Source organism: Glaesserella sp., from assembly GCF_041814905.1.
Lineage (GTDB): Bacteria > Pseudomonadota > Gammaproteobacteria > Enterobacterales > Pasteurellaceae > Glaesserella.
Genome location: NZ_JBGXYA010000019.1, coordinates 1 through 12,517 on the forward strand (window position 1 = coordinate 1; position 12,517 = coordinate 12,517).

Annotated in this window: 16 protein-coding genes and 1 pseudogene; 6 read left to right on the forward strand and 11 right to left on the reverse strand. The window is 39.2% G+C overall.

Going from position 1 to position 12,517, the window contains the following annotated elements; translation table 11 throughout:
- The first annotated feature begins 70 nt into the window (after positions 1-70).
- From ACEYJ7_RS02925 to ACEYJ7_RS02940, 4 genes are all read left to right on the forward strand, one after another.
- On the forward strand, positions 71-970 hold the full coding sequence (locus tag ACEYJ7_RS02925) for an RHS repeat-associated core domain-containing protein (RefSeq protein WP_373777526.1): 900 nt from the start codon (positions 71-73) through the stop codon (positions 968-970).
- Positions 971-1,002: 32 nt separating this feature from the next.
- Positions 1,003-1,629: a hypothetical protein gene (locus tag ACEYJ7_RS02930; protein WP_373777527.1), complete on the forward strand. Its 627-nt coding sequence runs from the start codon at positions 1,003-1,005 to the stop codon at positions 1,627-1,629.
- A gap of 248 nt (positions 1,630-1,877) precedes the next feature.
- A complete protein-coding gene (locus tag ACEYJ7_RS02935) occupies positions 1,878-2,879 on the forward strand; it encodes an RHS repeat-associated core domain-containing protein (RefSeq protein WP_373777528.1) in 1,002 nt (333 codons plus the stop codon).
- Entirely contained in the window at positions 2,880-3,434 is a 555-nt protein-coding gene (locus ACEYJ7_RS02940) for a hypothetical protein (protein ID WP_373777529.1), read from the forward strand.
- A gap of 269 nt (positions 3,435-3,703) precedes the next feature.
- Here ACEYJ7_RS02940 and frr read toward each other — a convergent pair whose 3' ends face one another.
- Positions 3,704-4,261, reverse strand: a complete 558-nt coding sequence (frr, locus tag ACEYJ7_RS02945; RefSeq protein WP_373777530.1) for a ribosome recycling factor — start codon at positions 4,259-4,261, stop codon at positions 3,704-3,706.
- 159 nt (positions 4,262-4,420) lie between these two features.
- Here frr and lpcA point away from each other — a divergent pair, with 159 nt between their 5' ends.
- Positions 4,421-5,005: a D-sedoheptulose 7-phosphate isomerase gene (lpcA, locus tag ACEYJ7_RS02950; protein WP_373777531.1), complete on the forward strand. Its 585-nt coding sequence runs from the start codon at positions 4,421-4,423 to the stop codon at positions 5,003-5,005.
- A 61-nt stretch (positions 5,006-5,066) separates the two neighbouring features.
- On the opposite strand, the pseudogene ACEYJ7_RS02955 reads toward lpcA, so the two are convergent.
- The 7 genes and pseudogenes from ACEYJ7_RS02955 to ACEYJ7_RS02985 all read right to left on the reverse strand — a co-directional run.
- A pseudogene (locus tag ACEYJ7_RS02955) lies at positions 5,067-5,427 on the reverse strand (IS1595 family transposase); the annotation flags it as partial.
- Positions 5,428-5,637, reverse strand: a complete 210-nt coding sequence (locus ACEYJ7_RS02960; protein ID WP_373777532.1) for a hypothetical protein — start codon at positions 5,635-5,637, stop codon at positions 5,428-5,430.
- Between the two features lie 71 nt (positions 5,638-5,708).
- Positions 5,709-6,653, reverse strand: coding sequence for an aldo/keto reductase (locus ACEYJ7_RS02965; protein ID WP_373777533.1), 945 nt, complete (start codon positions 6,651-6,653; stop codon positions 5,709-5,711).
- A 70-nt stretch (positions 6,654-6,723) separates the two neighbouring features.
- A complete protein-coding gene (locus tag ACEYJ7_RS02970; RefSeq protein WP_373777534.1) occupies positions 6,724-7,746 on the reverse strand; it encodes an aldo/keto reductase in 1,023 nt (340 codons plus the stop codon).
- 145 nt (positions 7,747-7,891) lie between these two features.
- A complete protein-coding gene (locus tag ACEYJ7_RS02975; protein WP_373777535.1) occupies positions 7,892-9,052 on the reverse strand; it encodes an amidohydrolase family protein in 1,161 nt (386 codons plus the stop codon).
- A gap of 46 nt (positions 9,053-9,098) precedes the next feature.
- Positions 9,099-9,773: a type 1 glutamine amidotransferase domain-containing protein gene (locus ACEYJ7_RS02980; RefSeq protein ID WP_373777536.1), complete on the reverse strand. Its 675-nt coding sequence runs from the start codon at positions 9,771-9,773 to the stop codon at positions 9,099-9,101.
- Positions 9,774-9,789: 16 nt separating this feature from the next.
- Positions 9,790-10,098 carry a hypothetical protein gene (locus ACEYJ7_RS02985; protein WP_373777537.1) on the reverse strand — a complete coding sequence of 103 codons (309 nt, stop codon included), beginning with the start codon at positions 10,096-10,098 and terminating at the stop codon, positions 9,790-9,792.
- A gap of 199 nt (positions 10,099-10,297) precedes the next feature.
- On the opposite strand from ACEYJ7_RS02985, the gene ACEYJ7_RS02990 reads away from it, so the two are divergent.
- Complete coding sequence (locus ACEYJ7_RS02990) at positions 10,298-10,660, forward strand: helix-turn-helix domain-containing protein (protein WP_373777538.1); 363 nt, start codon at positions 10,298-10,300, stop codon at positions 10,658-10,660.
- A gap of 60 nt (positions 10,661-10,720) precedes the next feature.
- Here ACEYJ7_RS02990 and ACEYJ7_RS02995 read toward each other — a convergent pair whose 3' ends face one another.
- From ACEYJ7_RS02995 to ACEYJ7_RS03005, 3 genes are read right to left on the reverse strand one after another with little or no spacing between them, the layout of a single operon-like run.
- Positions 10,721-11,464 (reverse strand): SDR family oxidoreductase, encoded by a 744-nt coding sequence (locus ACEYJ7_RS02995; protein WP_373777539.1) that lies wholly within the window; start codon positions 11,462-11,464, stop codon positions 10,721-10,723.
- 1 nt (position 11,465) lies between these two features.
- Positions 11,466-11,765, reverse strand: coding sequence for a YciI family protein (locus ACEYJ7_RS03000; RefSeq protein ID WP_373777540.1), 300 nt, complete (start codon positions 11,763-11,765; stop codon positions 11,466-11,468).
- A complete protein-coding gene (locus tag ACEYJ7_RS03005; protein WP_373777541.1) occupies positions 11,765-12,328 on the reverse strand; it encodes an NAD(P)H-dependent oxidoreductase in 564 nt (187 codons plus the stop codon). The genes ACEYJ7_RS03000 and ACEYJ7_RS03005 overlap by 1 nt, the downstream gene beginning before the upstream one ends.
- Positions 12,329-12,517 lie beyond the last annotated feature (189 nt).

Below are 12,517 nucleotides of genomic sequence, written 5' to 3' on the forward strand. Positions count from 1 at the left end.
CAGATGAATCAGCAAGCGGTTAGAAAACCAAGATAATTTACAAAAATTTATCTGGGACGGTTCGCATTTGGTGCAAGAAATTGACCACAAAACTAACCGCACTTACAGCTATATTTACAGCCACCCGAACAGTTATGAACCTTTGGCACAGTTGGCATTTGCAAAAAACAGCGCCAATCCGACCGCTTGTTACTACTATCACAATGACCAAATTGGCATTCCGAGAGAGCTAACAGATGAACAAGGCAATCTCTGTTGGTATGGGGATTATACGGGTTGGGGTAAGCTGAAAAACAGCTTTGCTCTTAAAGAAGGCATTCACCAACCGTTCCGCCTACAGAACCAATACGCAGACGAAGAAACCGGCTTACATTACAACTTTTTCCGTTATTACGAGCCGAACGTGGGGCGATTTACGCAGTTGGATCCGATAGGGTTATTGGGTGGTAATAATCTATATAGATTTGAAGGTACAGTTCAGAACGCAGTTGATCCTTTAGGGTTATTTGTTCCGGCAGCTGGCTACGCTGCCTATGCTTTTTGGGGAATGCTGTTTGGAACAGCGGCTTATGTCGGTGTTCAAGGTACGATGGAGGCGATGGAAGAATCTGAGAGTTCTTCCGGAGCGGCTTCAAATGAAGGAAGTCAAAGTGGTAGCCAGTCAATGACGGAGATAAGTAGTTGTAGTAAAACTAGCACGGGTTGTCCGCCTTGTAGCCCTTATCCAGTTGGGACAGTTGGATATATAGGACCTAGAGCTGTCATACGGGGAAAAGATGGCTCAAGAAATAATGATGGAATTCCAATAATGCATTATAAGTTATTTGCTGTTGTACAAGATTCTAGGGATTGTTCTTGTAAGTGGCAACACTCTTCTTATATAAAACGTACTTATGGACATCATGTATATACGCCACCTCCGAATTCTATTAATCTGAATGGTAAGGGAGAGCCTCCAAGGTATCCTTAGGTTTCTTATAAAAATTGGTATTGGAGCATAGAATGAAATTATATTTACATCACTTTAATATTTATTCAAGTTTATGTCGATTTAATGATAGGTTTTTTTTAATTCCTGAATTGTGTAAAGATTCTTGTGATATAGAATTTATTTCAAAAATAAAAAATAAAGTGGTCAGTGGAAATGGTAATGATGTGGAATATACTAGTGATTTAATTTTGAAAGATAAATCTTTAATGGATGATCTAATTAATGAGAATAAGTATGTGATATTTATAGCAGGTTATTTACCATATATAGAAGAAAATCAGTTTTCTCATCATGATGAATGGGATCCTAAATTAAGTTTAAACGATTTATGTTTTCTAGGGTGGACTATTAATAATGGTACAGATAGTGCTGTGACTGATGGTATATTTCCTATAGTAGTAAAGGAAACTTTGGAAAATACTAAGATAGTAAGTCAATTAGAACTCCTTCAATCATCGGATTTAAATAAATGGGGACTATTGCCGAATCAAGAAATTTGTAAAAAGTATTTAGATTTAAATGTTAATGATATAACAATTTTAGTTAATGGTAATAAGATAGAAACAAATTGGCAACCATTGGCAGTTTATTGTGATAAATATACCCTTAAAAAATTAGAAAATATTAATGTGACTTAATAAATTTAAAATACAATCCTGTTTAAGATCCGGCGACATGGACCGGTTAATTGAAAAAGTAGAGGGATAGCCTTGACCTTGCACACAATATTATTAAGCAGGAAAGTAAGCGAATTAAAGATAACCAAATCTCGCACTATCAAGGTATTCGATATCGCTATGATAAATTTAGAACTTTAAGCCAACAAATTTTTCCGAACGGTGAAGGGCAGCGTTATGCTGACAACGCAAAAGACAAGCTGATTGAGGTGACAATTCAAAAACCGAACCAAGCGACCGAAATCTGGCAATACCAATACGATGTACTAGGTAGACGAATCAGCAAGCGGTGCGAAAGCCACGGAAATTTACAAGAAACCCGTTTTATTTGGGACGGCTCGCATTTAGTGCAAGAAGAAAATGCCCAATCCAAATACAGCTATATCTACACACACCCAAGCAGTTACGAACCGTTGGCACAGTTGGCATTTGCAAAAAACAGCGCCAATCCGACCGCTTGTTACTACTATCACAATGACCAAATCGGAATTCCGAGAGAGCTAACGGATGAGAACGGTAAACTCTGTTGGTACGGAAGTTACACCGGTTGGGGCAAACTAAACGAAAGTTATAATTTAACGGACCAAAAAGCCGTTCATCAACCGTTCCGTTTACAAAACCAATACGCAGATGAAGAAACAGGCTTACATTACAACTTTTTCCGTTATTACGAGCCGAATGTGGGCAGATTCACCAGCCTTGACCCTATTGGATTAGCCGGTGGGGAGAATTTGTATCGGTTTGGAGATAATATACAAAATTGGATGGATCCATTGGGATTAAAAGCAGCAGCAAGTTGTTTATACCAGATTAGTAAACAAGAATTGACGTGTACAAGAGTAGAAAATAGGGAGACTAAAACTGTTTCTATTACAAAGAACGATGGCGTATTTTCAGGAAGAAATGAAGGAACCACGAAATGCCAAAATAATGTTAGTCAGGCGTGCTTAAATAGTAAAAACTACGGACCTACCTTACCAGGAAAATATAAAATGATACGTACAGATAAATTCGGTGGTTCATGGTGGTTGGATGAAGGATTTTTTACTAGGATTTTCAGAAGTAGAAATTCGTTTTATCTTCATAAAGGTAGCGTATCTTGGGGATGTATTACAGTTGATAAAACAAATGCACAAGGCATGAGTAAATATTCTGAATTAGAGCAAATTTTAAAAGATGTGGACTCTCCAGAGATGACGGTGGTGAAGTAAATGAAGAAACTCGTTGTTTTTTTGATTATTATATTATCTGTTTTCTATATATTCTTTTATAAAAAGACATATTTAGATAAAGAAAAAATATACAATTCATTTATAACCAATATAAAGGATGAAAATTTTTTTGAAGCTTATAATTATTTATATCCATTGATATTAACTCGAGATGCTGAAACTTTCAGACTAATACATGAAGTTTATACTACAGGGAAATACGGGGTGGAAGCGGATTTAATAAAAGCTAAGATCTGGAAGGAAAGAGAAATATGTTTATGCTTTGATACGGGAGAAATAGAATATAATGAATATTTGTTTTTTTCTAAAAAACAAAATTATGAACAAACTGCAACTTTTCTTCAAAAAGCCGCTGAAAAAGGAAATAAAGACGCTATTTTACTTCTAAAGGATAATAATTTTTTAGAAAAAAATCATTTGAATATTGATCCTAATTGGAAACAGTATTGGCATAATTTTGATTATGATAATTTGTATCCATATTGCCAAGAAATAGAGGCATGTCGGAAAGATGTTGAGAGCGATAAAAAATAAGCGTTCGAATCATTAATGTTACATTTTGCAAAAAATAGCGCCAATCCGACCGCTTGTACGACCTATTATTACCGCAATGACCAGATTGGCACGAAATTATGAAAAAGGAACAAATGTAATTAATAAATCCTCACTATATAGTAGAACAGGTTGATAACCAATATTCAAAATATAGGAGGATCAATCAATGTTAAATAACTTTAATCGCGATTTAAATTATTAAATGTGAATAGAATAATTAAATTTTATTTAATTTCGTGGAATAAAAATTAGAAATCCATCAATTCTTTTTCTTTATCTGCCAATACTTCATCCATTTTTTTAATGTAAGTATCTGTTAATTTTTGAATATCTTCTTGTGCTTTACGTTCGTCATTTTCACTGATTTCTTTATCTTTTAGTAATGCTTTGATTTTATCATTCGCATCACGGCGTACGTTACGTACGGCAACTTTACCTTGCTCTGCTTCACCTTTCACAATTTTAATTAAATCGCGACGACGTTCTTCTGTTAACGGTGGGAGGGGAACTCGGATAGTTGTGCCGGCGGAAGAGGGATTTAAACCTAAATCAGAGGTCAAAATCGCTTTTTCTACTGCGCTGATTAAAGAACGGTCGAAAACGGTTACTGCAAGAGTGCGAGCATCTTCCGCCACGACGTTGGCTAATTGGCGAAGCGGTGTTGCCGAACCATAATAATCTACTTGGATTGCATCTAATAAGCTTGGTTGCGCACGACCGGTGCGGATTTTAGCAATGTGGGTTTTTAAAGCTTCAACACTTTTTTCCATACGCTCTTGAGCGTCTTTTTTAATTTCGTTAATCATGGGGTTGTTCCTTAATTTAAAACAATAAAACGGCGAGATTCTACCTAATTTTTGCTGTTTTTCCTAGTGTTAAGTTTAAGGCTTATGTTAGACTTTGCCCGGACTTTGTAACTTACAAGCGGTCAGTTTGGCTGACTATTTTTCAAAAAAGGGTAGACTATGTATCAACAACAAATTCTTGTAGAACTTAAAGAAGCTGCAGACGTATTAGATAAATTTATTAAAGATGAAAATAACTTGAAACTGATTCAAGAGGCGGCATTATTAATTTCCGACAGTTTTAAACAAGGCGGAAAAGTGCTTTCTTGCGGTAACGGCGGCTCCCATTGCGATGCAATGCATTTTGCCGAAGAGCTAACAGGGCGCTATCGCGAAAACCGTCCGGGCTATCCAGCAATTGCAATTTCTGATGTTAGCCATTTAAGCTGTGTAAGTAATGATTTCGGTTATGAATATGTATTTTCCCGTTATGTTGAGGCGGTTGGGCAAAAAGGTGATGTGCTGTTTGGTTTGTCTACTTCCGGTAATTCTAAAAATGTATTAAATGCAATTGCTGCGGCAAAAGCTAAGGGGATGAAAGTTATTGCAATGACTGGTAAAGACGGCGGACAAATGGCGGGTTTAGCGGATGTAGAAATTCGTGTACCTCATTTCCGTTATGCCGATCGTATCCAAGAAATTCATATCAAAGTAATTCATATTTTAATGATGTTGATTGAGTTTGAAATGGCAAAAGAAGCATAAAAAAACGGGCGCTTATGCGCCCGTTTTTATGTTGCATTAAATTTGGGGCTGTCTTAGATAACTAGACTAAATTCTCTTTAATTAATTGTTTTAAAAATGAAATTTGAGATTTTAAGTTACTGCAATTAAAATGCCATTCGTATTCCTTCAAATACAGTTCAAAATGAGCTTTAGGAATGCCGTTAAACTTACGTAAATGGCGTTTCACTGGTTCCAAAAATTCTCGATTCCGCTTATATGATTTTGCTTTTCAGCAAAGTGGGTACAGTGATTGATGCGAAAATGGTAAACTCACTCACATCAAGCACATCATAGCTTCGGTAGAAATCGGTGTAAACAATGCTGTCAGGTTTCACTTTTTCTCAAATAATCGGTAAAAGTGTCGCGGATTGCGTATTGGGGGCAACGACGGTATACACCTTTTAAGCAGTGGCACCTGCCACAAACTGCTCAATGAGTTTATTTTGTTTATGCTGGCTTAGACGACTTGATTGGCGAATATTGTTTTTGCCTAATTCGGTAAATTTTTGCACGCTTTCGGGGCGGATTTGCATTTCAAAAATGCGGATAATCGGTTCGGCTTGGGTTGATAAACTCATTGTTAGTCCTAATAAAAAAGCCCATTTTTTCATAGTGTTTCCTTAATTTTAAATTTTTTTATTGGCAAGAGGTAACTGCTTGGTTTAAGCGTTGTAGCTGCCAATTACGCCTCGCCTTCCCAACCGCCACGGGTATCTACGCCTGTGTCTTTTGCAAGTTGTTCAAGTTGTGCGACTTGTTCATCGGTCAGCACAATTTTAGCCGCTTTTGCCGCATCGGTTACGTGATGCACTTTAGTTGCGCCCACAAGCGGTAATGCGCCTTTGTGAATTGCCCAGGCTAATGCGATTTGTGCTGCACTTACGCCTTGTGCTTTGCCCATTTCTGCCATCGCATCGGTGAGTTTCGCTAATTGCGGTAATACTTTGTTGTAGGTTGCTGCGCGCATTGATCCTTCCGGCAATGGGTTTGCTACATTGTATCTACCGCTCAATGCCCCTTGTTCCAATACCATATAAGCAAAGAAAGTGATGCCGTTTTGTTTGCAATAATCAAGCAAGCCATCGTCTAATGAATTGCGGTAAAGTAAGCTGAAATGGTTTTGAACTGCATTGATTTTGAAGCCTTCTGCACCTAAAATTTCATTTACACGTTTCACTTGCTCAAGGCTGTGATTTGACACGCCTACGGCTTTCACTTTACCACTTTTCAGTGCAGGAATTAAATACGGTGTCCAACGTTCCACATCTAACGAGTTATGGATCCAGTAAATATCGATGTCGTCCACGCCCAAACGCTCAAGACTGCCTTCTAACATTGACGTAAACGGATCGGCTTGAGTTTCGTCCGCAAGGTTAGGCGTGAATTTGGTGGAAACAATCACGCTCCCTTTGGGTTGCTGACGGATAAATTTGCCCAATTCTTTCTCGGAATCACCCAAGCCATAGGCATAAGCGGTATCCCATAAATTCAAGCCGTTGGCGATTGCCGTATCAAATACTTCTTTCATTTGTGCTTCGGTTAAGTGGTTGCCAAATACGGCATCGCCACCGAACATACCCACACCCCAAGACCAAGTGCCTAATGCGATTTTTGGTAATGGTTTCATTTTCTTTTCCTTCTTAAATTGGTTGATTGTTTACAAGAGCGGTCAAGTTTGCAAAAGATTTTGCGATTTCCTAACGGCTCCAAACCTGTTTATTATCTTTGGTTGCAGGCGTATTTTGCGCCATAACGCCCACCAAATTATGCGGTTGATATGCTTCTTCTAAATAACGAATATCATCTGCACTCAAGGTCAAATTCACCGCATTTACCGCGCCATCAATATGATGTTTTTTCGTTGCGCCCACCACAGGGGAATCTACTTTGGTGAGCAACCAAGCAAGAGACACTTCTGTCATTGACACGCCATATTTCTGGGCGATTTCTGCCACGCGTTCAATAATTATGCGGTCTTGTTCAGCGGTCGCGTCATATTTGCCTTTCGCGTAAACATCTTCTAACGCACGTTTGGTTTGGGTGCTATCTAAACGAGAAAGACGACCTGAAGCCAAAGCACTATAAGGCGTAAGGGCGATATTGTCTTCGGTACATAATCCGAACAGTTCGCGTTCATCTTCACGCATAATCAAATTATAGTGATTTTGTACCGAAACAAATTTTGTCCAGCCTTCACGCTCCGCAAGGGCATTGGCTTTTGCTAGTTGCCACGCATAAACATTGGCAATGCCAATTGCGCGTACTTTGCCTGATTGCACCGCTTGATGTAGCGTTTCTAACACTTCGGCAATCGGCGTGTTGTAGTCCCAAATATGATAAATATAAAGATCAATATAATCCATGCCGAGATTTTGCAAACTTTGGTTGAGCGATTGCTCAATAGCTTGTTTGCCACTTACACCTGCCGCAATTTGGGCTTGGGTACGTGGCAAAAATTTGGTTGCCACCACCACGTCTTCACGTTTGGCAAAATCACGCAAGGCTTTGCCCACATAACGTTCGCTTGAACCGTTTTGATAGGCAATCGCGGTGTCATAGAAGTTAATGCCATTGTCTAAACCGTAGCGAATAATTTCACGGGTTTCGGCTTCATTAATCGTCCAAGAATGTTGCCCTGTGGTCGCATCGCCAAAGCCCATGCAGCCCATACAAATGCGGGAAATGTTTAAATCGGATTGTCCAAGTTTTGTGTATTGCATTTTGTTTTATCCTATTGGAAGTTAAATTATTGAGCGGATATTATGAGTGTTTCACTTTATTTGATTAGACCATAAATGACAAATTGAATATTAGGTAAAAACTAATAATCATTTATCCCCTTTAGGGTAATTAATTACCTCAAAATTAAGCCTTAATCCCAAACAACTTCTCCGCATTTTTATACGCAATCAACTCTTTTTCTGCCTGTGAGATGGGCAGGTTTTCGAGAAAATCACGCACACCGTCTAAGGTTTGGTATGGGTAATCCACCGAGAATAAAATGCGTTCTGCACCCACTAAATCGTAGATAAATTGAAAGTGTGGTTGAGTGAGCATACCGCTTGGGCTGACGAAAACCTGTTGTTTGAAAGTGTCAATCAAGCTACGTTTTAAACCTGTAGCGACTTGTGGCAGGCTGTCGTCTAAACGTTGTAAATAAAAAGGTAGCATTTCGCCCCAGTGTCCGCTGATCACCTGTAAATTCGGGTAGCGGTCAAACGCCCCTGAAAGCATTAAACGCAATAAATGGATCCCTGCTTCGTTATGCCAGCCCCAGCCAAACATTGAAAGGCGAGCAGTAACTTCATTATCAAAGCCGCTATAATAGGCTTGTTGCACCGCTGGCACAGGAATGCCTGGATGAAGATAAAGTGGTACATTCAGTTCATCAAATTTTGCCAATAATTTTTCATAACGTGGGTGATCGAGAAAATCGTCAGATGGGCGACCATTCAATAATGCGCCACGCAAGCCCAATTCTTTCACTGCACGTTCTAATTCTGCCACAGCTTGCTCAGGTTCCGCCCAAGGCAAGGTCGCCATTGCCGCGAAATGGTTCGGATATTTTTTGATGGCAGCTGCTAATTTATCATTCGCCTGTTGGTGCAATTCAAGTGGGGCAAATTGTGGAAAACCGCCCACAGAAAGTACTTGCATATCAATGTTTGCTAAATCCATATCCGCCAAGCGTTTTACATCAAATTCCATCCCCTTCGGATTGATTAAATCGTTCTTTTCAATTTGCGGACGACTATGATCGGCATTATTGCCATCTTGTACACGTTTGCCCCAGTGAGAGAGATAAGGTGCTTGCTGCAACACTTGTGGCATAGTTGCTTTTGCAATAGCAGGATCTAAAACGTGTTCTTCCACACAAATTAATTTCATTTTGCTATTTTCCTTGCTGTTATCTATTTGGCTATAGGATAGAGTAGGTAAAAAATTACTTGTCAAAATAACCGCACTTTGGGTAAGAAATTTACGGCGGTTCGGATTGAAGATATTCATTTCGATAAATTTATCCATTTGGGGAATTGTCCCTTTCTTTATCATAAAGAAAGGGACATAATTTTTATGAAAGTGCTTTTACGACTTCAACCCCTACCCCGTGAGCAGATGCAGGATTTTGTCCTGTGATTAAACGACCATCTACAATAACATTTTCAGACCAGTTAGGTGCTTCGTGATGAATAGCACCGTGTTCAATCAATGCCGTTTCTAATAAGAATGGCACAATTGCTGTTCCTTGTACTTCGTCTTCTTCCTTATTGGTAAATGCAGCTACGTTTTTACCTTTGACGAGATATTCGCCATTACTTAATTTTGCATCCACTAATGCAGCGGGACCGTGGCAAACAGCTGATACAATACCGTTATTTTCATATACTTCACGAATAATGCGTTGAGCGTCTTCACTATCACGGAAATCCCACATAGTACCGTGACCACCAGCAAAAAATACCGCAGAATAATCTTCGCCTTTTACATCTGCCACACTTAATGTGTTTGCAAGACGTTCTTGTAAATTGGTTTCCCAAAAGTAAGCATTTACTGGGTCATTAAAATCCAGGCTGTCTTTATCAATTGGTGCTTGACCACCGTTGATTGAAGCAATCACGGTTTTAAAACCGGCATCTTCGATCACTTTTAATGGGTGTGTTAATTCACTTAACCAGAAACCTGTTGGAATACCTGTATTGCCTTTTTCTGTTGCGCTGGTTACTACGCATAAAATTGGTTTTGTCATTATTTATCCTTATACCTTATTTGGTAAGTTTATGTTCATTGCTGAATAAGTTTTCCCACATCGTATAGTTACCAAATGGGATACACTCAAAATCTAATAAACCAGCTTGAGCCAATGGGAATGTTTTACATTCTTCTTGCGCTTCTTCTACACTGTTTGCTTCCATAATAATCACAATCCCCGGGCGATCTTTACGGAAGTAAATCTGACGGATTTTCTCCGATTTAATGCCTTCCCAAGCGTGCTTGGTTTCATTCAGTAAGTGGGGAAGGTAATCTTCGAATGTTACGCCTGCACGAGGGTGATCTAAAACTAAGATTTGCATTTGTTGCTCCTAAATTAACATTTTTAATAAATGATTTTTTGTATAATCAACTTTTAATAGCTGATATTACATTCTGCGCCATCTTTGAAGAAATTTCAATAGATGATTTTTGCTCTATAAACTTTTAATAGATGATATTCTATTCCGCACTAGCTTCGCTAAAATTTCAATAAATGAAAATTTATTGAGAAAATTATCAATGGCTCAATTAACCCCGTCTCATATTGATCGCTTAATAGGCAAGCGTATTCAAATGCGCCGTAAGGAATTAAAACTTACTGCTGACCAACTATCCGAAAGCATTGGCATTTCACAGCAACAATTACTACGTTATGAGAGAGGTGATAACAAGGTAAATATTGCCCATTTAATGCTCATTGCTAATGCACTTGCTACCCCAATTAATTGGTTTTTTTTGGAATGTTGTAATAAAACAACATTAACAAATGATGAACTAAAAGCTCGCTATGACTTTCATTGGCAACAATTTGATCATCAACAACGACAAGCCGTTGTGCAGTTTTTAGATTTGTTAAGTGCTTCTTATCATCCGGAAAAATAACATTAAAAGTGGTAAATTCGTTTTTAAATGCCTGAACTTTGTAAAATTCAGGCTCTTTATTTAAAACTCCTGACGAGTTGGTCTGACTGTAATTTCGTTAATATCGACATCTGCAGGTTGTTCAATAGCAAAAACAATCGCTTTGGCAATGGCGTCTGCAGAAATTTCATTAGCTGCATAAAAACCTTTGATAGCATCGCTACTGGTTTGGTCGCTACTGTGATCCGCTAATTCGGTGGCGATTGCCCCTGGGTAAATAGTTGTGGTGCGAATATCGCCACCCACTTCCATTCTTAAGCCTTCGGAAATGGCTCGCACGGCAAATTTGGTTGCACTGTAAACTGTGCCAATGCCGCCTGATACTTTTAAGCCAGCTACGGAAGAAATGTTAATAAAATGACCGCTCTTTTGCGTTTGCATAATCGGTAATGCCGCCGCAATACCGTAAAGCACGCCTTTGATGTTTACATCAATCATTTTGTCCCATTCCGCCACTTTGGTTTGTGCCATTGGTGCCATTAACATCACGCCTGCGTTATTGACTAACACATCCACACGCCCAAAAGTCGCCACCGCTTTTTGCATAAGTTGCTCTACATCGCTTTGCTTGCTGACATCGGTTGCCACTGCAATGGCTTCGCCGCCTTTTGCTTGAATATCGCTAACTAAACGCTCTAAGCGTTCAACACGTCTTGCGGCAAGCACTAATTTTGCGCCACGCTCGGCAAGATAACGGGCACTGATTTCGCCAATACCGCTACTTGCACCTGTAATGACGATAACTTTGTTTTCAATATTGTTCATTTTATGCTCCTTGAAATTGTTGGATATTTTCCGCCACCATTGCCGCTTTAAATTCACGGATTTGGTAATCGGCTAAATCGGGGTAATAAATATCTTCGGCTAAAATTTGTTCTAGCTGTTCACGGCTTTCGGCTTGGGCAATGATCACGCCGGCACGGGCTTTATCCAAGTAAGGACCGAGTAATAAAAAGTTGCCTTGTTGGAAATATTTGGCAAACCACGCTCGGTGTGCGTCAAGCTGTTGAGCTTGTTCTGTTTCGGATAAATCAGACGGTTTGATTGCAATATCAATTAAATACATTATTTTTCTCCTGTTAAGGCATTGATAGTTTGAATAAGTTGCTCAGCATATTCACGCGCTGTTTGTTTTTGCTCTGCGATTTTTTCTTCGTTACGACCAACATAACTCACGCCGTTTAAATAGCTGATTTTCTGTAAATCCAATTGGCATAACGTCGCAATGCTTTCAAAAGGAGCAACCAATTGCGCCATTGTGTGTTTCATCACCGCATTTTCTTGATAAGCCGCTTCGGGCGCGCCGGTTGTGATGGAAATCACTAATTTTTTACCGCCCAATTTTGCCGTTGAACCGTGAGCAAAACCGTGCAAAAACACTTCGTCAAGCCATTTTTTCATCAACGCCGGCATGGAATACCAGTGAAACGGAAATTGCCACACAATCACATCGGCATTGAGCAAGGCTTGTTGTTCGGCCGCGACATCAATTTGTTCGGTTGGGTAAAGTGAGTCTAATCGGCGAATTTCTGCGGAATTTAGACCGCTTGCTAAGCTGTCGATAATGGTTTTGTTGGCGATGGATTGCGATAAATTCGGGTGTCCTGAAATCACTAATACATTTTTCATTTTGCTCTCCTGTTTGGTTTTGATGGGGGTATTGTAGCGGGCGGTTGGTTGCACTACAATCAATAAAAATAGAATTGTCTATTGTCAAAAAGAGAATAATTAAATGAACAAACTCGATGCGATTAAATATTTTTGCCTCGCCAGCGAAACGCTAAATTTTCGGGAAACAGCAATGCAGTTAGCGGTTTC

What these genes read in the sequence shown, in the direction of transcription:
- ACEYJ7_RS02940 (WP_373777529.1), top strand. Translation starts at nt 2,880, where the DNA reads ATGAAGAAACTCGTTGTTTTTTTGATTATTATATTATCTGTTTTCTAT.
- ACEYJ7_RS02930 (WP_373777527.1), top strand. Translation starts at nt 1,003, where the DNA reads ATGAAATTATATTTACATCACTTTAATATTTATTCAAGTTTATGTCGA.
- ACEYJ7_RS02990 (WP_373777538.1), top strand. Translation starts at nt 10,298, where the DNA reads ATGGCTCAATTAACCCCGTCTCATATTGATCGCTTAATAGGCAAGCGT.
- ACEYJ7_RS03000 (WP_373777540.1), bottom strand. Translation starts at nt 11,765, where the DNA reads ATGTATTTAATTGATATTGCAATCAAACCGTCTGATTTATCCGAAACA.
- ACEYJ7_RS02970 (WP_373777534.1), bottom strand. Translation starts at nt 7,746, where the DNA reads ATGCAATACACAAAACTTGGACAATCCGATTTAAACATTTCCCGCATT.
- ACEYJ7_RS02965 (WP_373777533.1), bottom strand. Translation starts at nt 6,653, where the DNA reads ATGAAACCATTACCAAAAATCGCATTAGGCACTTGGTCTTGGGGTGTG.
- ACEYJ7_RS02975 (WP_373777535.1), bottom strand. Translation starts at nt 9,052, where the DNA reads ATGGATAAATTTATCGAAATGAATATCTTCAATCCGAACCGCCGTAAA.
- ACEYJ7_RS02985 (WP_373777537.1), bottom strand. Translation starts at nt 10,098, where the DNA reads ATGCAAATCTTAGTTTTAGATCACCCTCGTGCAGGCGTAACATTCGAA.
- ACEYJ7_RS02960 (WP_373777532.1), bottom strand. Translation starts at nt 5,637, where the DNA reads ATGAAAAAATGGGCTTTTTTATTAGGACTAACAATGAGTTTATCAACC.
- ACEYJ7_RS03005 (WP_373777541.1), bottom strand. Translation starts at nt 12,328, where the DNA reads ATGAAAAATGTATTAGTGATTTCAGGACACCCGAATTTATCGCAATCC.
- frr (WP_373777530.1), bottom strand. Translation starts at nt 4,261, where the DNA reads ATGATTAACGAAATTAAAAAAGACGCTCAAGAGCGTATGGAAAAAAGT.
- ACEYJ7_RS02980 (WP_373777536.1), bottom strand. Translation starts at nt 9,773, where the DNA reads ATGACAAAACCAATTTTATGCGTAGTAACCAGCGCAACAGAAAAAGGC.
- lpcA (WP_373777531.1), top strand. Translation starts at nt 4,421, where the DNA reads ATGTATCAACAACAAATTCTTGTAGAACTTAAAGAAGCTGCAGACGTA.
- ACEYJ7_RS02995 (WP_373777539.1), bottom strand. Translation starts at nt 11,464, where the DNA reads ATGAACAATATTGAAAACAAAGTTATCGTCATTACAGGTGCAAGTAGC.